This window comes from Nocardia asteroides, from assembly GCA_019930625.1.
GTDB classification, from domain to species: Bacteria; Actinomycetota; Actinomycetes; order Mycobacteriales; family Mycobacteriaceae; genus Nocardia; species Nocardia sputi.
This window is the reverse complement of record CP082844.1, coordinates 6,240,544-6,259,029: the sequence shown is the minus strand read 5'-3', so window position 1 is coordinate 6,259,029 and position 18,486 is coordinate 6,240,544. Positions and strand designations below refer to the sequence as shown.

Annotated in this window: 19 protein-coding genes and 2 pseudogenes; 11 read left to right on the top strand and 10 right to left on the bottom strand. The window is 68.2% G+C overall.

The features are described 5' to 3' along the window. The first annotated feature begins 42 nt into the window (after nt 1-42). Genes K8O92_28310 through K8O92_28300 form a run of 3 tightly spaced genes read left to right on the top strand, consistent with a single transcriptional unit; the run spans nt 43 to nt 2,487 of the window. The gene (locus tag K8O92_28310) at nt 43-345 is read left to right on the top strand and encodes an urease subunit gamma (GenBank protein ID UAK31623.1); all 303 of its coding nucleotides are present in this window, start codon (nt 43-45) and stop codon (nt 343-345) included. Between the two features lie 56 nt (nt 346-401). Next, nucleotides 402-713: an urease subunit beta gene (locus K8O92_28305; protein UAK31622.1), complete on the top strand. Its 312-nt coding sequence runs from the start codon at nt 402-404 to the stop codon at nt 711-713. 52 nt (nt 714-765) lie between these two features. After that, nucleotides 766-2,487: an urease subunit alpha gene (locus tag K8O92_28300; GenBank protein ID UAK31621.1), complete on the top strand. Its 1,722-nt coding sequence runs from the start codon at nt 766-768 to the stop codon at nt 2,485-2,487. A 21-nt stretch (nt 2,488-2,508) separates the two neighbouring features. Here K8O92_28300 and K8O92_28295 read toward each other — a convergent pair whose 3' ends face one another. Beyond that, complete coding sequence (locus K8O92_28295; protein ID UAK31620.1) at nt 2,509-2,925, bottom strand: hypothetical protein; 417 nt, start codon at nt 2,923-2,925, stop codon at nt 2,509-2,511. A gap of 834 nt (nt 2,926-3,759) precedes the next feature. Between K8O92_28295 and K8O92_28290 the strand changes: the two genes are divergently transcribed. The 3 genes from K8O92_28290 (at nt 3,760) to K8O92_28280 (ending at nt 5,769) form a co-directional block, all read left to right on the top strand. After that, nucleotides 3,760-4,251 carry a hypothetical protein gene (locus tag K8O92_28290; protein UAK31619.1) on the top strand — a complete coding sequence of 164 codons (492 nt, stop codon included), beginning with the start codon at nt 3,760-3,762 and terminating at the stop codon, nt 4,249-4,251. A gap of 97 nt (nt 4,252-4,348) precedes the next feature. Then, on the top strand, nt 4,349-5,149 hold the full coding sequence (locus K8O92_28285; protein UAK31618.1) for a MerR family transcriptional regulator: 801 nt from the start codon (nt 4,349-4,351) through the stop codon (nt 5,147-5,149). A gap of 164 nt (nt 5,150-5,313) precedes the next feature. Next, nucleotides 5,314-5,769, top strand: a complete 456-nt coding sequence (locus tag K8O92_28280; GenBank protein ID UAK31617.1) for a hypothetical protein — start codon at nt 5,314-5,316, stop codon at nt 5,767-5,769. 84 nt (nt 5,770-5,853) lie between these two features. On the opposite strand, the gene K8O92_28275 is transcribed toward K8O92_28280, so the two are convergent. Further along, nucleotides 5,854-6,396 carry a YaeQ family protein gene (locus K8O92_28275; protein ID UAK31616.1) on the bottom strand — a complete coding sequence of 181 codons (543 nt, stop codon included), beginning with the start codon at nt 6,394-6,396 and terminating at the stop codon, nt 5,854-5,856. A gap of 84 nt (nt 6,397-6,480) precedes the next feature. Further along, nucleotides 6,481-8,028, bottom strand: a complete 1,548-nt coding sequence (locus tag K8O92_28270) for a phosphatase PAP2 family protein (protein ID UAK35993.1) — start codon at nt 8,026-8,028, stop codon at nt 6,481-6,483. Nucleotides 8,029-8,267: 239 nt separating this feature from the next. Between K8O92_28270 and K8O92_28265 the strand changes: the two are divergent. The 3 genes and pseudogenes from K8O92_28265 (at nt 8,268) to K8O92_28255 (ending at nt 9,842) form a co-directional block, all read left to right on the top strand. Continuing rightward, nucleotides 8,268-8,892 (top strand): annotated as a pseudogene (locus K8O92_28265) (LppP/LprE family lipoprotein). Nucleotides 8,893-9,051: 159 nt separating this feature from the next. Beyond that, entirely contained in the window at nt 9,052-9,504 is a 453-nt protein-coding gene (locus K8O92_28260) for an SRPBCC family protein (GenBank protein ID UAK35992.1), read from the top strand. Next, nucleotides 9,501-9,842, top strand: coding sequence for a metalloregulator ArsR/SmtB family transcription factor (locus K8O92_28255; GenBank protein ID UAK31615.1), 342 nt, complete (start codon nt 9,501-9,503; stop codon nt 9,840-9,842). The genes K8O92_28260 and K8O92_28255 overlap by 4 nt, the downstream gene beginning before the upstream one ends. Nucleotides 9,843-9,898: 56 nt before the next feature. Here K8O92_28255 and K8O92_28250 read toward each other — a convergent pair whose 3' ends face one another. From K8O92_28250 to K8O92_28235, 4 genes are all read right to left on the bottom strand, one after another. Further along, complete coding sequence (locus K8O92_28250; GenBank protein ID UAK31614.1) at nt 9,899-12,292, bottom strand: excinuclease ABC subunit UvrA; 2,394 nt, start codon at nt 12,290-12,292, stop codon at nt 9,899-9,901. A gap of 104 nt (nt 12,293-12,396) precedes the next feature. Then, a complete protein-coding gene (locus K8O92_28245; GenBank protein ID UAK31613.1) occupies nt 12,397-12,807 on the bottom strand; it encodes a VOC family protein in 411 nt (136 codons plus the stop codon). A gap of 5 nt (nt 12,808-12,812) precedes the next feature. Next, entirely contained in the window at nt 12,813-13,262 is a 450-nt protein-coding gene (locus K8O92_28240) for a helix-turn-helix transcriptional regulator (GenBank protein UAK31612.1), read from the bottom strand. A 115-nt stretch (nt 13,263-13,377) separates the two neighbouring features. Next, nucleotides 13,378-14,298, bottom strand: a complete 921-nt coding sequence (locus tag K8O92_28235; protein UAK31611.1) for an NAD(P)-binding domain-containing protein — start codon at nt 14,296-14,298, stop codon at nt 13,378-13,380. Between the two features lie 11 nt (nt 14,299-14,309). On the opposite strand from K8O92_28235, the gene K8O92_28230 reads away from it, so the two are divergent. Continuing rightward, nucleotides 14,310-15,134: a helix-turn-helix transcriptional regulator gene (locus K8O92_28230; protein UAK31610.1), complete on the top strand. Its 825-nt coding sequence runs from the start codon at nt 14,310-14,312 to the stop codon at nt 15,132-15,134. A gap of 21 nt (nt 15,135-15,155) precedes the next feature. On the opposite strand, the gene K8O92_28225 is transcribed toward K8O92_28230, so the two are convergent. Both K8O92_28225 and K8O92_28220 read right to left on the bottom strand, forming a co-directional pair. Continuing rightward, nucleotides 15,156-16,463: a hypothetical protein gene (locus K8O92_28225; GenBank protein ID UAK31609.1), complete on the bottom strand. Its 1,308-nt coding sequence runs from the start codon at nt 16,461-16,463 to the stop codon at nt 15,156-15,158. 350 nt (nt 16,464-16,813) lie between these two features. Continuing rightward, nucleotides 16,814-17,410 (bottom strand): TetR/AcrR family transcriptional regulator C-terminal ligand-binding domain-containing protein, encoded by a 597-nt coding sequence (locus K8O92_28220; protein ID UAK35991.1) that lies wholly within the window; start codon nt 17,408-17,410, stop codon nt 16,814-16,816. On the opposite strand from K8O92_28220, the pseudogene K8O92_28215 reads away from it, so the two are divergent. Beyond that, nucleotides 17,321-17,656, top strand: a pseudogene (locus K8O92_28215) (hypothetical protein). The gene K8O92_28220 and the pseudogene K8O92_28215 sit on opposite strands and share 90 nt — an antisense overlap. A gap of 33 nt (nt 17,657-17,689) precedes the next feature. Here K8O92_28215 and K8O92_28210 read toward each other — a convergent pair. Continuing rightward, nucleotides 17,690-17,938, bottom strand: coding sequence for a metalloregulator ArsR/SmtB family transcription factor (locus K8O92_28210; protein UAK31608.1), 249 nt, complete (start codon nt 17,936-17,938; stop codon nt 17,690-17,692). Between the last annotated feature and the right edge of the window lie 548 nt (nt 17,939-18,486).

The following is an 18,486-nucleotide window of genomic DNA, read 5'->3' as shown; positions in this document are numbered from 1 at the left end:
GAATGTCCGTCACCCGCCACTGCGAACCGGTGAGGAGCCAGGATGCGACTGTCGCCGCATGAGCAGGAGCGCCTGCTGCTCAGCTACGCCGCCGAGCTGGCCCGGCGCAGGCAGGCACGCGGGCTCAAACTGAACCATCCGGAGGCGGTCGCGTTGATCACCGACCACGTGCTGGAAGGCGCGCGGGACGGCCGCACCGTCGCCGAGCTGATGTCCTCGGGACGCACGGTGCTCACCCGCGCCGACGTGATGGAAGGCGTGCCGGAGATGATTCCCGACGTCCAGGTGGAGGCGACCTTCCCGGACGGCACCAAACTCGTCACCGTGCACCACCCGATCGGCTAGGCGGACGTCATGCGGTATCAGAGCGAGGCCGCCTGCGGATCGCGCCGAGGCCGGGCATGATTCCCGGCGAGTATTTCTGCGCCGAGGGCGTCATCGAGCTGAATTCCGGCGCGGAGGGCATCGAACTCGACGTGCTCAATACCGGTGATCGCCCCGTGCAAGTCGGCAGCCATGTGCACTTCCCGCAGGCGAACGCAGCCCTGGACTTCGACCGAGACGCCGCCCACGGCCGCCGTCTCGACATCCCGGCCGGGACGGCGGTGCGCTTCGAGCCCGGTCTGGCACAACGGGTTCGGCTCGTGCCGTTGGGCGGCGCCCGTGAGGTCCACGGGATCACCCTGACCCCGCCGGGCCGCCTCGATGACTAGGCGCAGGCGACGAGGAGTGTCAGCCGTACGAGGGCTCAGGAGATAGGATGCGATGAGTGAGCTGAGCCGGGCGCGGTACGCCGAACTGTTCGGGCCGACGACGGGCGACCGGATCCGCCTGGCGGACACCGACCTGCTGATCGAGATCACCGAGGACCGCAGCGGGGGACCGGGCCGCGCGGGCGACGAGGCCGTGTTCGGCGGTGGCAAGGTACTGCGCGAGTCGATGGGCCAGTCCCGCGCGACCCGCGCCGACGGCGCTCCCGACACCGTGATCACGGGCGTGGTGATCATCGATCACTGGGGGATCGTCAAGGCCGACGTCGGGATTCGCGACGGACGGATCAGCGCCATCGGGAAGGCGGGCAATCCCGACACCATGACCGGGGTGCACCCGGACCTCGTCGTCGGCCCCTCCACCGAGATCATCGCGGGCAACGGCCGCATCCTCACCGCGGGCGCCATCGACTGTCACGTGCACTTCATCTGCCCGCAGCTGCTGGAGGAGGCGCTCGGCGGCGGCATCACCACCCTCATCGGCGGGGGCACCGGCCCGGCCGAGGGCAGCAAGGCGACCACCGTGACGCCCGGCGCGTGGCATCTGGCGCGGATGCTCGAGGCCACCGACGGCTGGCCGGTGAACATCGTGCTGCTCGGCAAGGGCAACACCGTCAGCGCCGAGGCAATGTGGGAACAATTACGCGGCGGCGCATCGGGTTTCAAGCTGCACGAGGACTGGGGCTCCACGCCCGCCGCGATCGATGCCTGTCTCACCGTGGCCGACGCCGCCGGAGTGCAGGTGGCGCTGCACTCGGACACGTTGAACGAGGCCGGATTCGTCGAGGACACCCTCGCCGCCATCGCGGGCCGCGGCATCCACGCCTACCACACCGAGGGCGCGGGCGGCGGGCACGCGCCCGACATCATCACCGTCGCCGCCCATCCCAATGTGCTGCCCAGCTCGACCAATCCGACGCGCCCGCACACGATCAACACCCTCGACGAGCACCTGGACATGCTCATGGTGTGCCACCACCTGAGTGCCTCGATCCCGGAGGATCTGGCCTTCGCGGAGAGCCGCATCCGTCCGTCCACCATCGCGGCGGAGGATCTGCTGCACGACCTCGGCGCCATCTCGATGATCGGCAGCGACTCGCAGGCCATGGGCCGCATCGGCGAGGTCGTGCTGCGTACCTGGCAGACCGCGCACGTGATGAAGCGCCGTCGCGGCCCGCTGCCGGGCGACGGCCCCGCCGACAACGCCCGCGTGCGGCGCTACGTCGCGAAATACACCATCTGCCCGGCCGTCGCGCACGGCCTCGACCACGAGATCGGTTCCGTGGAGGTCGGCAAGCTCGCCGACCTGGTGCTGTGGGAGCCCGCGTTCTTCGGCGTCCGCCCGCACGCCGTGCTCAAGGGCGGTGCGATCGCCTGGGCCGCGATGGGCGACGCCAACGCCTCCATTCCCACGCCGCAGCCGGTGCTGCCGCGCCCCATGTTCGGCGCCGCCCCGGCGACCGCCGCCGCCACTTCGCTGCATTTCGTCTCCGAGCAGGCGATCGGGGACGGCCTCGCCGACCGGTTGCGGGTCCAGCGCAAACTGGCGCCGGTCCGCAACGTCCGTGGCGTGCGGAAGACCGACATGCCGCACAACGACGCCATGCCGCGCATCGAGGTCGAGCCGGACACCTTCACCGTGCGCATCGACGGCGAGGTCTGGCGCGAACAACCCGCCACCGAACTGCCCATGGCGCAGCGATATTTCCTCTTCTGAATTTCCTCTTCTGAATCGCGCTCACGAGTCGAGCCACTGCTCGATCTGGTCGAGGTCGATCGCGGCGGTGATGGGTGCGCCGTCGTCGGCGTCGACGAGTTCCCAGATGTAGGGCACCGAGCCGCCGCGCAGCAGGCGGTAGCCCGCTCGTCCGGCTCGCGCGGTGAGCTGGTGGAGTCGCAGGCTCAGGCATTCCGTTTCCGGCAGGTGGCGTTCGCTGTCAGTCATCAGGTCCTCCCGAAATCGGTGTGCTCGGGTCGAATCGGGCGTGATGCGCCCGGCCGCGACCAACGCCGCGAACGCGGCGCGCTCGCGGGCGCAGCCGTGCTCGCGGTGCAACTGCATCGCGAGATGTGTTTCGGCGAGCGGGAGCGGCTGGACGGGTGCGCCACCCGTCCAGGTCGTCGGCCATTCGACCGAGCGCAGGTCGGAGCGCATGTCGGCGGAGCGCTGCTGGGCCAGGAGACGGAGGTGTTCTGCACGGCGCGTTCGGGATTCTCGACTTCGGGACAGACGCCAGAGGCCGACCTGTACATGGAGCACGCCGGTGATCTGCGGCGCTACCATGACATTGCTTCGGCCATTCGGCGTACAGCTTTCGATGAATCGCGATCGCGAGACCTGTCCGGCGGGTAGCTGGGAGTTGTGCACCGCCTGACACGATTCGAGGTCCGGGAGTGGCACACGGCTGGGCGAGTTGTGAGTAGGGCTCTCGCAGGTGTGCCACTCGTGGCCGAAACAGGAAGGGGCGAGGGGTGAGGCGTCGGCTGGCCGTGGGGGGCGTTGGAGTGGTGGTGCTTCTGACTGCGATGTTCGCGATTTCCGCGGCAGCGCCGCCGTCCGGGAGTGGGTCCGGATCGCAATCATCGGGTCCCACTGTCACCTTGAACGACTACTGCCCGGAGCGCGGGGCGGTCGGCCGACTTGCCGACGGTCGCACCGCCTACTGCACACAGGTGCGGGGTGCCGACGCGTTCGTGTGGTCCTACAGCCGCGATCCGATCCCTCGCGATCCCAACACGCGTGGTTACACCTGCGACAGGGATGCTTGTCGCTGGCCCGACGGCACCGGCGTCCCGAACTATCAGCGCTGCGGGCTGCTCTGTGGTGAGCCTCCTACCAGTGGTGACATGCAGAGCGGCCGTTACGACTGCTTCGAGACGGGAGCGGCGTTCGAAGAGTGCGAACGCCGAATCCGATGAGACGCGCTACGTCGGCGTGACAACGCTTCGAGCCGGTCCGGCCGGGACGTGCCGTCAATAGAATTCCACTGTGCCGCATGCCATTACCGCGCTCATACTTCCCGGGACCCACGACACTGCGGCGGCAGACCGGTGGGACCTGGTGCCGGTGCCTCTGCACGGTGGCCTGACGCTTTTTCATCTCACGCACTACTACACGGCCTTTTGGCAAGCGACGCGGAAGGTTGCCGACTATGTCGAGTTGCCATCGGAGGCGTCTGGGCTGTTCCCCCGCGAAGGCGTTCTCCGCATACTCGCCGCCGACTTGTCCGCCAGGCCCGATCCGACCTTCGCAGTGGTGTTCACGGACTACTTCGCCGGTGCCGGAGAGCAGTGGGCCACGGTATCCGTTGCGGGTGGGCCGTTGCTCTCCGTGAGCACGATCAATGCGGCGCTGCGGACTCTGGGTGTCACCGCGGCAGCGGGATTGGACGAGTTCGACACGGTCGGATTGTCGGCGCACAGATCGTCGCCCGACTACCTCCATCGCTACCTCGATCTATGCGACGAACTCGGTGTCTGACGCCTCGGGACCGCTGCGGACGCCAACAGGCTTCCTGTAATCGAGCCACTCTCGGAGCGTTGACCATGACGCAAGGTCATAGTTGAGACTGGGTCGCATGAGAACCAGCGAACTCGCGAGGGCCGCGGGCACGACACCTCGTGCAGTGCGCCACTACCACCGGCTCGGTCTACTCGCAGAACCCACGCGCAGCGCAAACGGCTATCGCGATTACTCGCTCAAAGACCTTGCGCGACTGATGCGTATCCGCTGGCTTGCCGAGAACGGCCTACCGCTTGGTTCCGTGGCGACGGTCCTGGCCGAGAAACGATCGACCACCGGCGCCGACGATCTCCGTGACGATCTGCACGCACTCATCTCGAGCTGCGAGCGCGAGATCACTACGCTGGAACTGAAGCGACAGCGATTGACGCGACTGCTGCAATCCGCGGTCCAAGGAGAGGAGCTGACCGCTCTTCCAGCGGATCTGGTTGCGGCGTTCCATACGGTGCGATCGGAAGCAAGCTGCGAGGCAGAGATTCGAACGCTCGAGCGCGAAAAGGACCTACTGGAGGTCCTTGCGATTTCGAGCGCTCTGCCGGATCAGGTCTTGACGTGGTTCGCGCAGATGTTGAGCTGCGCTGACACGCGTGTCGTCTATCGGCAGCTCCTTCAGGCATGGGGAAAGCTCGAGGGGAGGCGGGTCGGGGATGCCGCCGAACAGATCGAACTCGCTGCGAATGAGCTCGCCGGTCATCTGAGCAGCTCGCTCCCTGCGGGGACGGTCTTCGCTGTGCCCGACGACGACACAATCGGCGGTCTCCGGCTCGACGAATGCATTCCTGACGATGCTCAGCGCCAGGTCGTACTGCGTGCTCTCGAGATCTTGTCGACGCACCCTGAGCCGGTGACTTCATGATGTCGCCGATCTTTCGCTTCGTTCGTTCGCGGCTCAGGGCATATCGGTCGGTGTGGATGTGGATCCGAGGGAAGACCGATCCAGGGAACGGGCTGGTATTCACGGCGTCAGCGGGCGTGCTCACGATGCCTGTCGCCTTCGCGGCCGCCACACTGATCGAGGTCGTGGTCCTGCATCTGGTTCTTCCGTGGGTCTGGCTGAAGATCGTTCTCGCAGTGGTCTCTCTGTCGTCCCTCGTACTGCTGGCCGCGTTCATCGCCGACGACGTCGTACATCCGCACTATTTGTCGGGAGGCGTGCTCGTTCTTCGGCGGACCGGGAAAGTCGTCGCCGAGGTTCCGGTCAACCACATAACGCGTGTCGTGACCATGCGGCGGTATTCGCGTACGGCACCCGCGATCGAGGGCGGCAGTCTGCACCTCCCGAATCATGAAGGCACCAACATCGAGCTTTCGCTCCGGCAGCGAACTGACGCCACGCCCGCTTTCATCGAGAAATGGCGCAGCTCAGGGCCTGTCACCACGATATGCCTGTATGTGGACGAGCCGTCGCAGCTCGCGGATGCGATACGGGAGGCACAACAAACAGACGTGCGTGGAACGTCGAATGGGCGCACCTAGCCGTGCACCCTGTGAGCGGCGCGGAGTGCGGGGAAAAAGCACGCCGACCAGGTGCAAACAATCGCCGAGGCGCCGAGCGAAGGATCACTCGAGCCGATGCTCATGGATCGATGTACTCAGCCCCGTGCCGTTGATGTCCAAGTACAGCAGGCGTTCGGTGACGGAGAGGATGACCGTGTTACGGCGTTCGATCGCGGCGACGGCGGCATCGATGACGTCGCGATCGAAGCTGTAGAGCGGAATCGTTTCGGCGCGGTGGATGCGCTTGCCGGTGTATTGCGCCAGCACCTTCGCGGGGTCACGATGGGTGTAGACCGCGACGCGTTCGGCGAGTTTGCTCCCGCGATGCAGCCGGTCGGCGTCGGGCGCGCCGACTTCGATCCACGCGGTGAGGCGTCCGGTGAGGTCGCGCACCAGCACCGCGGGCTCGTCGGTGGAGGAGACCCCGCCGTCGCTGAAGGCGATTCCCTCCTCGTACTCGAGGCAATAGGCCAGCACTCGCGTCAGCATGAACTCCGCGGTTTCGGACGGGTGACGCGCTACCCGCAACTCCAACTCCTGGTAGACGCCCCGATCGACGTCGGCCAGTTGGACGGCGAAGTTGTGCAGTGTCGCGCTGAGTGCCATAGGTGCAGGAGCTTAACGGCGGTCGCAGTGCAGCCCGGAAGTGCCATGGCGATCACCACGAATAGCGCGCCCTGTAGTGCCGGCTCAGTCTTCGCCCGCTCGGCGCTGATACGGGCGGGCCCGGAATACGTCCCGCAACCAAGGGGCTCTGCGGTGATGGGGGCGGCTGCGATCGGCCCACAGCGGGTTCGATTCGTCGCGACGGTAGACCGGTAGCTGGCCCGCGATGGCGAAGTGCAGGCGGGTGGCTTTGCCGACCACCTCACCGTCGGTGGCCAGCGCCTCCGGTGTGGGTAGCTGTACGAAGAGTTCGGGTAACTGGCGCTCGCCGTAGACCTTGCTGTGGCCGATCGCCGCCAGCAGCAGCGCCAGCACCGCACGGGTGCGCGACCAGCGCAGATCGGCGCGCAGCCAGCGTACGTCGAGCAGCCCGGCGTCGAGCCGGTCGCGGAACGCGGGCACGGCGCCGTGCGGATGGTAGGGGCCGTTGCCGATGAACAGGAACCACACCCGCTGCCAGCGCCCGTCCAAGCAGATCTCGATCGGTTCGGCCCGGCGCAGCGTGACCACGAGCGCGGCGGCGAATGCGGGCCATTTCCCCCAGCGCGACTGCCACTTCTCACGCAGCTGCACGAGATCCGGATAGGCGCCGAGGCTGGCGGTGTTGATCAGGTACCTGGTGCGCGAACCGGTTTCGTCCTCGCACTCGACGCTGGCGATATCGACCGCGACCGCCTCGCCGACACCGGTGGCGTCGATGACCTCGCGCAGGTCGTAGACGCCGAGGTCGCGGGCGAAATGATTCAGTGTGCCGGTCGGGATGACGACCAACGGCAACTCGTGGCGCAGCGCGACCGCGGCCACGGCGGCCACCGTGCCGTCACCGCCCGCGACGCCGACCGCCGAGACCGGTTCGCCGTGTTCGGCGATGGCCTGCTCGAGTTGTTCGGCACAGTCCAGGTCCGGTCGCGTGCGCAGCACGGTGGCCGCGGGCAACGCCGCGACGACGTCGTCGGTGGGATCGTAGTTCGGGTCGCCGGAGATCGGATTCACCATGACCACAAGGCCTTTGCCCTCGACCAGCGCGGGTACCTCGCGGACCGGGCGGGCCTGCGCTTCGTCCGACTCGCGCACCGGCCACCAGCGGCGGGTGGCCAGGGCGACACCGGAACCGACGGCCGCTCCGACGAGCACGTCGGAACTCCAATGCACGCCGGTGTGTACCCGGGAGTACGCGACGGTGGCGGCCAGCGGGGCGACAACCAATGCGGTGCGCGGACTTTCCAGAGCCACGGCCGTGGCGAAGGCCGCGGCGCAGGCGCTGTGTCCCGAAGGGAACGAGGAGGACGTCGGGGCAGGGGTGAGCCGCCGGTGCGCGGGCAGCAGTTCGGCGGCAGGCCTGCGCCGTGCGACGAGCGGCTTCAGGCCCGCGTTGACGACGAGACTCGCGCCGGCGACGGAGACGACACCGCGGAACGCCGCCCGCCGCGGCGCGCCCTGGCGGGTGGCGAGTAGCGCCGCGATGACCAGCCACAGTCCGCTGAAATTCGCGCTGCCGGTCATCCGCAACAGACCGTGGTCGACCGCCGAGGCAGGCAGTTCGGCGACCACGCCGCCGATCGCTCGATCGATTCGTCCGATGCCGTGGAACTTCCGGCGCACCCTGCTACTCACCCGGTCGACACTACCGATCACCGCGCGAACGTCGCGAAACACCGTGACGCGAAACATTTCGACGCCAACTGTGCGGCCGGGTAGGCGCGGTGATCGCCTTCATATCCGGTCCTACGGACGCAAGCCCCGAAAACCGGGGTGTAACAGCGTTCTTCCCGAGCCGACTCCCAGGTGTCGGGAATTCGAAAGGGAGGCGAATGAAGACGATCATCGGTGCGGTCGTGGCGGCGATCGCGGTGAGCATCGCTGCGGGGGGATGTCAGGGCGAATCGGATACGTCGGCGACCGGAACGAACCAGCCCGGCCGGTCCACCATCGAGGCGACTCGATCGACGCCCGCACAGGGAGGCGACACATCCGAGGCGCCCGCCCCGAAAGTTCCTGTTACCAGCGGCAAGGGGCGCTGCGTCGATCCGGACTCGAGCGCGGTCGCCGAAGCGGTGAACTCGCTCGGGCCCGCGCCGGGCGGCGCGTCGTACGTCGTCGACAGCGCCACCGACGCACCCGCCGGGTCCTGCCCCGCACTGCTGTGGGTCCTGGTGGCGACACCCCCGCGGGACCGCGAGTTCACCCTGGCATGTGATGTTCTTCAGCCACGACGGCTATCTCGGCACCGCGACGGCGAAAGCGACGTCCTACACGAAGGTGGTCGGTTCGACCGAACGCGGTGTGCAGGTGCAGTATCGGTGGCTCGCGGGCAGCGATGCGAATTGCTGCCCCTCCGGCGGTCCGGTCGTCATCACGTTCACGCTCGGCGGCGACGGCCGCACCGTGACACCGAACCCGGCGATTCCGGACCAGGTCGCCAACCCCGGCGGCTAACCGAGTGGTGATGGGGCTTCCGACACAGCGGCGTGCAGGGGTGCGGCCGTCGGATCACACGGGGCGCACCGAAAAAGGGCAACCAATGGTTGCGTGATGGCGCGCGGTGGACTAGCTTCATGTGCAACCGAAAGTTGCACATGGAGAAGGGTGATCGATATGGAGTACGGCAGCATCGAACGGGAGATATTCGTCGACGCCTCGCCCGAGGTGGTCTTCGAGGTGGTCAGCAGCCCCGAGCACATCTCGGAATGGTGGACCGACGACGCCTCGTTCGACGTGACTCCCGGCGCGGTCGGTGAGCTCGTCTGGGGTGACCGGGCGGAAGTGGTCCCGATGACCGTGGTGAACGCCGAGCCGCCTCGATTGTTCTCGTTCCGCTGGTGCTATCCGGAGGGCAAGGTCGACGACTCCGCCAACGCGCTGCTGGTGACGTTCGAGCTCACCCCGTCGGGCACGGGCACCAGGATCCGGCTCGTCGAGACCGGGTTCCGGGAGATGGGCTGGGAGGCCGCGAAGCTTGCGGAGCAATACCGCGAACACAGCACGGGGTGGGACACCTTCGTTCCCCGGCTCGGGGAGTACCTGGCTCGGCTGGTGTCGACCCCGTGACCGCCGCCGTCGACGACGACCTGTGGTCCGCGGTCGGGGACCCGACCCGTCGGCGGATGCTCGACCTGCTGCTGGCCGATGGTGGCGGCACGGCCACCGGTCTCAGTGAGCGGCTGCCGGTGACCCGGCAGGCGGTCGCCAAACATCTCGGCGTGCTCGACCGCGTCGGTTTGGTGCATGCCACGCCCGCAGGCCGGGAGCGGAGGTATCGGGTGGACGAGGAGCAACTGGCCCGCGCGATCGCGCAGCTGTCCTCGGTGGGCGCGGCGTGGGACGCCAGGCTCCGGCGTATCAAGCGGATCGCCGAGGCCATCCAGCGCGAGCAGGACCAGCAGTGAACGCATGAAGGTCATACGGGAAAGCGTTACCGGTGGAGGTGCTGTCGTGTGCGCGGTCAGGCGCCGACGTATGCCGCGAGGTGCTCCCCGGTGAGGGTGGAACGAGCGGCGACCAGATCGGCGGGTGTGCCTTCGAAGACGACCAGGCCGCCGTCGTGGCCCGCGCCGGGACCGAGATCGATGATCCAGTCGGCGTGCGCCATGACCGCTTGGTGGTGCTCGATGACGATGACCGACTTGCCGGAGTCGACGAGCCGGTCGAGCAGGCCGAGCAGTTGCTCGACGTCGGCTAGGTGCAGGCCGGTGGTCGGCTCGTCGAGGACGTAGACGCCGCCCTTGTCGGCCATGTGGGTGGCCAGCTTGAGCCGCTGCCGCTCGCCGCCGGACAGCGTGGTGAGCGGCTGGCCGAGGCTGAGGTAGCCGAGCCCTACGTCGGCGAGGCGCTCGAGGATGGCGTGCGCGGCGGGCGTGCGCGCCGCACCCGCTCCGAAGAACTCCCCGGCCTCGAGCACCGACATCGCGAGCACCTCGCTGATGTCGCGGCCGCCGAGGTGGTACTCCAGCACCGACGCCTGGTATCGCTTGCCCTCGCACTCCTCGCAGGTGCTGGCGACACCGGCCATCATCGCCAGGTCGGTGTAGATGACGCCCGCGCCGTTGCAGGTGGGGCACGCGCCTTCGGAATTGGCGCTGAACAGCGCCGGTTTCACGCCGTTGGCCTTCGCGAAAGCCTTACGAATCGGTTCGAGCAGCCCGGTGTAGGTCGCCGGGTTGCTGCGCCGCGAGCCGCGAATGGGGGTCTGGTCCACCGCCACCACACCCTCGCTCGCGGGGATCGACCCGTGCACGAGCGAGCTCTTGCCGGACCCGGCCACACCGGTGACGGCGACGAGCACCCCGAGCGGAATGTCGACGTCGACGTCGCGCAAGTTGTTCGCCTTGGCGCCGCGGATCTCCAGCGTGCCTTTGGGCTTGCGCACCGTCTCCTTCAGAGTGGCCCGGTCGTCGAAATGGCGCCCGGTGACGGTGCCGCTGGACCGCAGGCTCTCGACGGTACCCTCGAAGCAGATGGTGCCGCCCGCCGTACCGGCTCCGGGGCCGAGGTCGACGACATGGTCGGCGATCACGATCGTCTCCGGCTTGTGCTCCACGACGAGCACTGTGTTGCCCTTGTCCCGCAGCCGCAGCAGCAGGTTGTTCATCCGCTGGATGTCGTGGGGGTGCAGGCCGATGGTCGGCTCGTCGAAGACGTAGGTGACGTCGGTGAGCGAGGAACCGAGGTGGCGGATCATCTTGGTGCGCTGCGCCTCACCGCCCGACAGCGTTCCGGCGGGCCGGTCGAGCGAGAGATAGCCCAGCCCGATCTCCACGAACGAGTCGAGAGTGTGCCGGAGCGCGGCCAGCAGCGGCGCCACCGACGGCTCGTCGAGGCCTCCGACCCATTCGGCCAGGTCACTGATCTGCATCGCACAAGCGTCGGCGATGCTGATCCCTTCGATCTTGGATGATCGAGCCGCCGCGCTGAGCCGGGTGCCGTCGCACTCCGGGCAGACGGCGAAGGTGACCGCCCGGTCCACGAACGCCCGGATATGCGGCTGCATCGCCTCCCGGTCCTTGGACAGGAACGACTTCTGGATCTTGGGAATCAGCCCCTCGTAGGTGAGGTTGACGCCCTCGACCTTCACCTTCGTCGGCTCTTTGTAGAGGAAGTCCTGCATCTCCCGTTTGGTGAACTCGCGGATCGGCTTGTTCGGGTCCACGAAACCCGACTCGGCGTAGACCCGCACCGTCCAGAAACTGTCGGACTTCCAGCCGGGGATGGTGAACGCGCCGTCGGAGAGCGACTTGGAGTCGTCGTAGAGCTGGGTGAGGTCGATGTCGGACACCGATCCCCGGCCCTCGCAGCGCGGGCACATGCCACCGGTGATGCTGAAGCTGCGACGTTCCTTCACGGACTTCCCGGCACGTTCAACCGTCACCGCGCCCGCTCCGCTGATCGAGGCGACGTTGAACGAGAACGCTTGTGGGGAGCCGATGTGCGGCTTCCCGAGCCGGCTGAAGAGGATGCGCAGCATGGCGTTGGCGTCGGTGGCGGTGCCGACCGTGGAGCGGGGATCGGCGCCCATCCGCTGCTGGTCCACGATGATCGCGGTCGTCAGCCCCTCCAGCACGTCGACCTCCGGACGTGCCAGCGTCGGCATGAAGCCCTGCACGAACGCGCTGTAGGTTTCGTTGATCAGCCGCTGCGACTCCGCGGCGATCGTGCTGAACACCAAGGAACTCTTGCCCGATCCGGAGACACCGGTGAACACCGTCAAACGGCGTTTCGGGATCTCGATGCTGACGTCCTTCAGATTGTTCTCGCGCGCTCCGTGCAGGCGAATCAGATCGTGGCTGTCGGCAGCGTGCGGCGCAGTCGACTGCGGGTCCGTCCTCGTGGCCGTGCTCATCGTGTCTCCATCTGTTCGGTCGGGGCGGGCCGGCTGGTCTGCGTCGCCGTGCCGGTGCCGGATGCGACGGTGATCGCCCGGTGTCGTGGCTGGGGCGCTGCGCCTCAGCGCAGTTCTTGGATGCGGATCAGGTTGCCCGCGGGATCGCGGACGGCGCAGTCGCGAACTCCGTACGGCTGATCGGTCGGCTCCTGGACGATCTCGGCGTCGTGGGCCGCCAGCCGCTCGAAGGCGCCATCGAGATCTTTGGTTGCCAAGAGAATGCCGCCGTAGGTGCCCTTGGCCATCATCTCGGTGATGGTGCGGCGCTCGTCGTCGGTGATGCCGGGGTCGACGCCCGGCGGATGCAGAACGATGGACGTTTCGGGCTGGCCGACGGGGCCGACGGTGAGCCAGCGCAGCCCTTCGTATCCGACGTCTTTGCGCACCTCGAAGCCGAGGGTGTCACGGTAGAAGGCGAGAGCCGCCTCCGCGTCGTTGTGCGGCAGGAAGCTCGAGTGAATGGTGATGTCCATGGCAGTCAGGCTAATTGCGGCTCGGTAACCGGCGCTTCTCGATTCCTGATCGGTCTGGTGACCTGTTTGGCCACGCACGCGGGCATCCCCGCCGCCGCGTCCGCCTCCTGCCTGCGATAGACGCTGGGCGGCACGCCGACCAACTCGGTGAAGCGAGTGCTGAAGGTGCCCAGCGACGAGCAGCCGACCGCGAAACAGACCTCGGTGACGCTGAGGTCCCCGCGACGCAGCAGCGCCATCGCGCGTTCGATGCGCCGCGTCATCAGATAGGAGTACGGCGACTCGCCGTAGGCGAGCCGGAACTGGCGGCTGAGATGTCCGGCCGACATGTGCGCGTCCCGGGCGAGCGCCTCGACGTCCAGCGGCTGCGCATACTCCCGGTCGATACGGTCGCGTACGCGGCGTAGTCGCGCGAGGTCGTGCAAATGCTGCGCTGCGGCGGGTCTGCTGGTCACCTACCAGATCGTGCCACATCCGGGGGACGAGTCGGGCGCATGTCCAGATGCGGCCACCCGGCATCACCCCAAGGCGGCCGGGTGAGATTCGAGTGCCTTCCTCCCCAGTTCGGCGTCAGTCGCTCGGCAACCTGGCCTCGCCGGCGGGTCGGCGAACCGCGATCTCGGCGAGCTCGGCCACCCGTGCCGCGGGAACCACGATCCCGGGTGCCCCGAGAGTCCAGCGAAGGAATGCCTCGACGCTCATCGCGGGTACTTCGCCGAGATAGGGCTGGACGTAGACCGGTGTGTTCGGTTCACTGCGCCAGCTGGTGGCGAGTGTGCCGATGTCCACCGCGTCATAGCCGAGGAGGTCCAACAGCCGGGTGGTCTCCGCCTTCGCCTCCGCGTCGTCGCCGGCGATGGGCAGCGCGCTGCGATCCGGCGCGCTCGCGGGACGGGCCAGGCACAACAGCTGGTGCGGGGTGACGTTGTTGCATGCCTTGACCACTCGAGAGCCCGCGAGGTGGCGTTGCAGCAGTGCGCTCGAGGTCAGGGAGCCGTCGTCCAGTTCGGACAGGTGACCGTCTCGTTCGGGGTAGTAGTTCGCGGTGTCCAGCACGGTCTTGCCGGCCAGCGCCTCGGCGGGGAGATGTTCGTGGGCTTTCAGCGGGACGGCCGCCACCACCAGATCGGCCGCGCGTGCCGCTTGCGCTGGTGTGGCCGCTCGGGCGCCTTCACCCAGCTCGGCGACCAGCGCGACGAGTGTCCGAGGGTCACGCGAATTACTGAGGATGACCTCGAGTCCGGCCGCGAGGGCCAGGCGGGCAATGGTGGACCCGATCATTCCGCTGCCGATGAGTCCGAGGGTTCGGGGCACGCGTTCGCTCCGTTCGTTCGTGGGGACATCGTGAGACCGGCGGCGAGCGAGCGCGGAAAGCCATGCCCGGTTCGCGACGGTGACTCGTCCGACAGCATCGAGCCGTTCCGGCTGCCGGACCAGCCCCGCGTTCTGGGTACTCACGGTGTGAGCACCCTCCGACGTCCCGGCGTACATAGGGTTATGGAGTGGACGACCGGACCGAGCTGAGCGAGTTCTTGAAATCACGCCGTGCCCGCGTGCGCCCGCGGGACGTCGGGCTGCGAGACTACGGCACGGTACGCCGGGTCGCGGGCCTGAGACGGGAGGAGCTGGCTCGGCTGGCGGGCGTGAGCGTCGCCCACTACACACGTTTGGAACAGGGCAGCGGTGACCGCGTCTCGGACGAGGTCCTGGAGGCCGTCGGCGCGGCACTGCGCCTGGACCGGGACGAACTCGCCTACCTCCACCGGCTCGCTCGGCGGCCCCGGCCATGTACGCGAGCCGCGCCGGAGGTGACCTCGGGCTTGCTCCGCCTGCTGGAGTCGTTCGTGATGACCCCCGCCCTGCTGGTCGGTCGACACACCCAGATCGTCGGCTGGAATCAGCTCGCCGTGGCGGTGTTCGGTGACTTTCCCACGCTGCCGGAGAACCGCCGCACCTTCTCGCATCTGCTGTTCGGCGAACCCCGGTCACGTGCGCTGTACCGCACCGGTTGGGAGCGGGCGGCGCACGATCACGTGGCGCATCTGCGCGTTCTGCTCGGACGATATCGAGGGGATGCCGCACTCACCGCACACATAGATCACCTGCGGGAGGAGAGCGCCGATTTCGCCCGACTGTGGGACGAGCGCTCGGTCGCGCAGGTCCGGTCTCGGGCCTACGCGTTGCACCACCCGGTGGTGGGCGAGCTGGTCCTGCACGGCGAACTCGTCGCGCTGCCCGACGAGCCGTTGTGTTGCGGGCTGGACCTGTTCGCCGCCGAGCCGGGTTCGGCGTCCGAGCAGGCGCTGCGGAAACTCGGCAACCGCTGAGCCGACCTGCCGCCCGGACCGCTACCAGAAGGTCGGCGTGAGTTCGTACTGTGCGAGCGCCCGCCGCACCAGCTCGGTGAGCTGCTCGGCGTCGAGGAGTTTCGGCGGGTGGAAACCGTTGAAGCGCAGCGTGATCGCGTCGGCGGTTTCGACCAGCGCGACGTAGAGGTTGCCGCCGCGTTCGGTCAGCACGGTCCGGTCGTTCAGGCTCTGATTGACCAAGCCGAGCGTTATCGCCGAGGCCGGGCGGCCATCGATGCGAAGGACGTCGGGGTCGAGCTTTCCGACGCTGGAGCACACCGTGGAGACCGCGTCGGTGGCGGCTTGCCGCGCCAGTTTCGCGTAGAGGCCGCGCGGCAGCGCCACCGCGACCGGGATCAGCGGTGGGACGTTGCGACCCGCGGCAGCGGCCGCGACGAGCTTTTCCTTCATCACCGCGCGCAGCGGGGCGAGGTCGGCCGGTTCGCCGTCACGGAGATCGACCTCGAAGTCGATCGAGGTCAGAGCGTTCGCGCGCTGATCACCGGCGGTGCGGGTGCTGACCGGCATCATCATGCGGACCCGGCCTTGCTCGTCGGTGCGACCGATCTCGGCGGCGATGGCCGCCATCATCGCCACCGCCAACGTGGTGCCGGTTCCACCTCGGTTGCGTGCCGCCGCGTGCCAGAGCTGTGCCGGGACCGTCGCGGTGACCGTCGGCAGGCGGAAGTCCTGAGCCTGCTCGTCGAGATCCCGGGCCTCGGCGCCGCGCCTGGCGACGGCCAGCCGCAGCGCCAAACCGAGAGCCGAGGGCAGCAAACGGGCACGCCGCGTGGCAGCGCGAAGATCGCTGGTCAGCAACCGTAGCCTGCCGAACTCGTCGGTCCGGTAATGCGGATCGAGCCGCTCGCCCGCGACCGCCTCCGCGATCGCCGCGCAGAATGCTTGGGCGTCCGCGATGGTGTGGGATACCAGCAGCGACACGGCGCTCTCCCCGTTGTCGAGGTCGGTCACGGCCAACCGCCACGCCGGCCCGCCGAAGGTGCGCAACCGCGCGCGCCCCTGCTCGGCGATCCAGGCCTCGAGTTCGCCACGGGGTATCGGCGCGTCCGCGACCTCGATGGGGCTGAACTCGGCTCGGGTGGTCCATCGGTCCCCGGCGGCGGAGAGCATCGCGGGCGCGACCACCTGCCCCATCCTGCCGTGCCGCAACGCCTCGTGGAATCTCTCCAGGGCGGCCATGTCCACCGGACGGTCGTACCGCCAGACGATCTGTATGGCCAGAGTCCCCCCTAGCGCGGCATGCCCCCGTGCGCTCACGGAGTCGATGTCGTCCAGGCGGTAGGTCACGCGAATCTCCCTCGAGTCCGGACGCCGGAGCAGGAGTGCGCCGGTGTCGTCGCCGTCAGCTCGGCGATACGAAGATGGAAATCGTTCGCATACCCCGTTCGAGCTGCGGTCAACACAGAGCATTCAGGTCCGGCAACGCCGTGGTCAACCCTACTGGCGGGTTCGGTGCTGATCTCGTGCTCACGTGCCGGGCAGAGCGGCGCGACTCAGCGCCAGGGGCGCGCAAGAGTGCACTGTTCAGCGCGCGTGCCACCGTCCTGGCGCCGACAGCGGCAGGGTTGCCGAGAAAGAGCCGAGAACGCTTGGGGTGGGTGGGCGCCCATAGGCCACCGAGGGGTGGCTGGGCGGGTTCAGCTCGACGCCGGAGCGCGCCGGCGGATCAGCGGCAGGTAGACCTCGTCCACGATCTCGACCAGGACGTCGTCGGGCGCGCTCGGCGCGCCGCGCACGACGAATTCGTTGCGGAGCAGGACAAGGGCGACGGTGGCGACCCGCGGATGCAGCGATTCGGGAGCGACTTCTCCTCGCGCCACCGCGCGGCGGAGGACGGTGAGCCATGGCGCGGCGGCGGCATCGCCGGATTGGTCCGGCAGCTGGACCAGCAGTTCCGCCGCGCCACCTGCGGCTGCGATGAGTTCGCGCAGGATCGCGCCGAGTGGCGAACTCCAATGGCGGTTGACCCGGCGCAGTAGTTCGAGTGCGTCTTCGCGCAGGTCTCCGGTATCGGGCGGCTGCGCCGTCGTGGCCAGCAGGCGATAGGCGGCGACGCCGAGCGCCAAGCGGTTGGGCCAGCGCCGGTAGATGGCGTTCTTGTTGGTGCCGGCCCGCGCGGCGACCTTCCAGGGCGCGGGCGATCTGGGCGCGAGGGCCTGGAGATCGTCGAATACGACGACACCCACGGACCGGTCCGATTGAACGGCGAATACGCCCGCGACGAGCCCGGGCAGGCGCGGTACGTACGCGAACTGCTGGAAACCTTCGATGCCGAGGGCGTCGACAGCGCGTTCGTGTTCGTTCTCGCGCTCTACGACCACGTGCACCGCCCAGGCGGCAACCCCCGCGACGACTTGGACCTGGCGAGCTACGGCGTGGTCAAAGTCTTCGAAGACCGCCACGGCGAAACCTACCCCGACCTCCCGTGGGAGCCCAAAGCCGCGTTCACCGCTCTGGCCGAGTACTACCGAAGGCGTTGAGACACGAGCCCGAGTCCGGCGGGTGACGGTGGGTCAGTCGGGACGCCGGCGGTGGTGGCGGAATGCCAACCGGACGAGGTCGGCGATGTCGGGGTCGGCGATCGCGTAGATGTTGCGCTTGCCGTCGCGATGGGCGCGGACCAGTCCGGCGAGTTCGAGCTTGGGCAGGTGCTGGCTCACGGCGGGCAGGGACTGGCCGACAGCGGCGGCGAGGGCGCCGACATCGTGCTCGCCTTGGGCGAGCAGCCAGAGTATCTGCAAGCGGGCGGTGGCCGCGAGCATGCCGAAACCGCCGCGGCGTCCTGTAGTCGGTCCGCCGGGATGAGATCCGGCGGCTCGCCGTGCTGGGTCACATCCGCCTCCAAAGCTGTCGGTAGGGTGGCACGACCCTGTTCGCCGGCGCAACCGCTGGCCGCCGACCGGCCTGTCCGGTGCGTCGGCGAAAGCGGTTGGCGTGCAGGGTCGTCCGGGCGGAGCGTGCCGCTAGATTTCCACCGAGTGGCGCGCCGTCGAACACTTGCGCAACTGATTGACGTACCCCGATCGACGGGTTTCTAATGATGGATGGCGCAATTCGTGCGCCGGTCGACCAACGAAGCGAGGTGAGCGGCAGATGCCGGATGACAGTATCGACGTCCACAGCCGGGTCGCCCTCGTGAAACGGGTTGCGCCGGCGCGTTGTTGATCTGCGTGCGTAACCGTCGGCCGGGCAACGGCGCCCCGATCGCCCGACGCGGCACGGAATCCGCCTTTCAGTTCTTCGACGCGTAAGGGCGGCGCATCCGATTTCCACCGATGCGCAGTCCTTTGCCCGCGGCGTCACCGTGTCT

Bases quoted from the DNA above. Each gene is read 5' to 3' on its own strand.
- K8O92_28310 (UAK31623.1), top strand. From the start codon at position 43: ATGCGACTGTCGCCGCATGAGCAGGAGCGCCTGCTGCTCAGCTACGCC.
- K8O92_28275 (UAK31616.1), bottom strand. From the start codon at position 6,396: ATGGCACTCAGCGCGACACTGCACAACTTCGCCGTCCAACTGGCCGAC.
- K8O92_28305 (UAK31622.1), top strand. From the start codon at position 402: ATGATTCCCGGCGAGTATTTCTGCGCCGAGGGCGTCATCGAGCTGAAT.
- K8O92_28285 (UAK31618.1), top strand. From the start codon at position 4,349: ATGAGAACCAGCGAACTCGCGAGGGCCGCGGGCACGACACCTCGTGCA.
- K8O92_28235 (UAK31611.1), bottom strand. From the start codon at position 14,298: ATGTACGCCGGGACGTCGGAGGGTGCTCACACCGTGAGTACCCAGAAC.
- K8O92_28260 (UAK35992.1), top strand. From the start codon at position 9,052: ATGGAGTACGGCAGCATCGAACGGGAGATATTCGTCGACGCCTCGCCC.
- K8O92_28300 (UAK31621.1), top strand. From the start codon at position 766: ATGAGTGAGCTGAGCCGGGCGCGGTACGCCGAACTGTTCGGGCCGACG.
- K8O92_28210 (UAK31608.1), bottom strand. From the start codon at position 17,938: ATGCTCGCGGCCACCGCCCGCTTGCAGATACTCTGGCTGCTCGCCCAA.
- K8O92_28250 (UAK31614.1), bottom strand. From the start codon at position 12,292: ATGAGCACGGCCACGAGGACGGACCCGCAGTCGACTGCGCCGCACGCT.
- K8O92_28295 (UAK31620.1), bottom strand. From the start codon at position 2,925: ATGCGCTCCGACCTGCGCTCGGTCGAATGGCCGACGACCTGGACGGGT.
- K8O92_28245 (UAK31613.1), bottom strand. From the start codon at position 12,807: ATGGACATCACCATTCACTCGAGCTTCCTGCCGCACAACGACGCGGAG.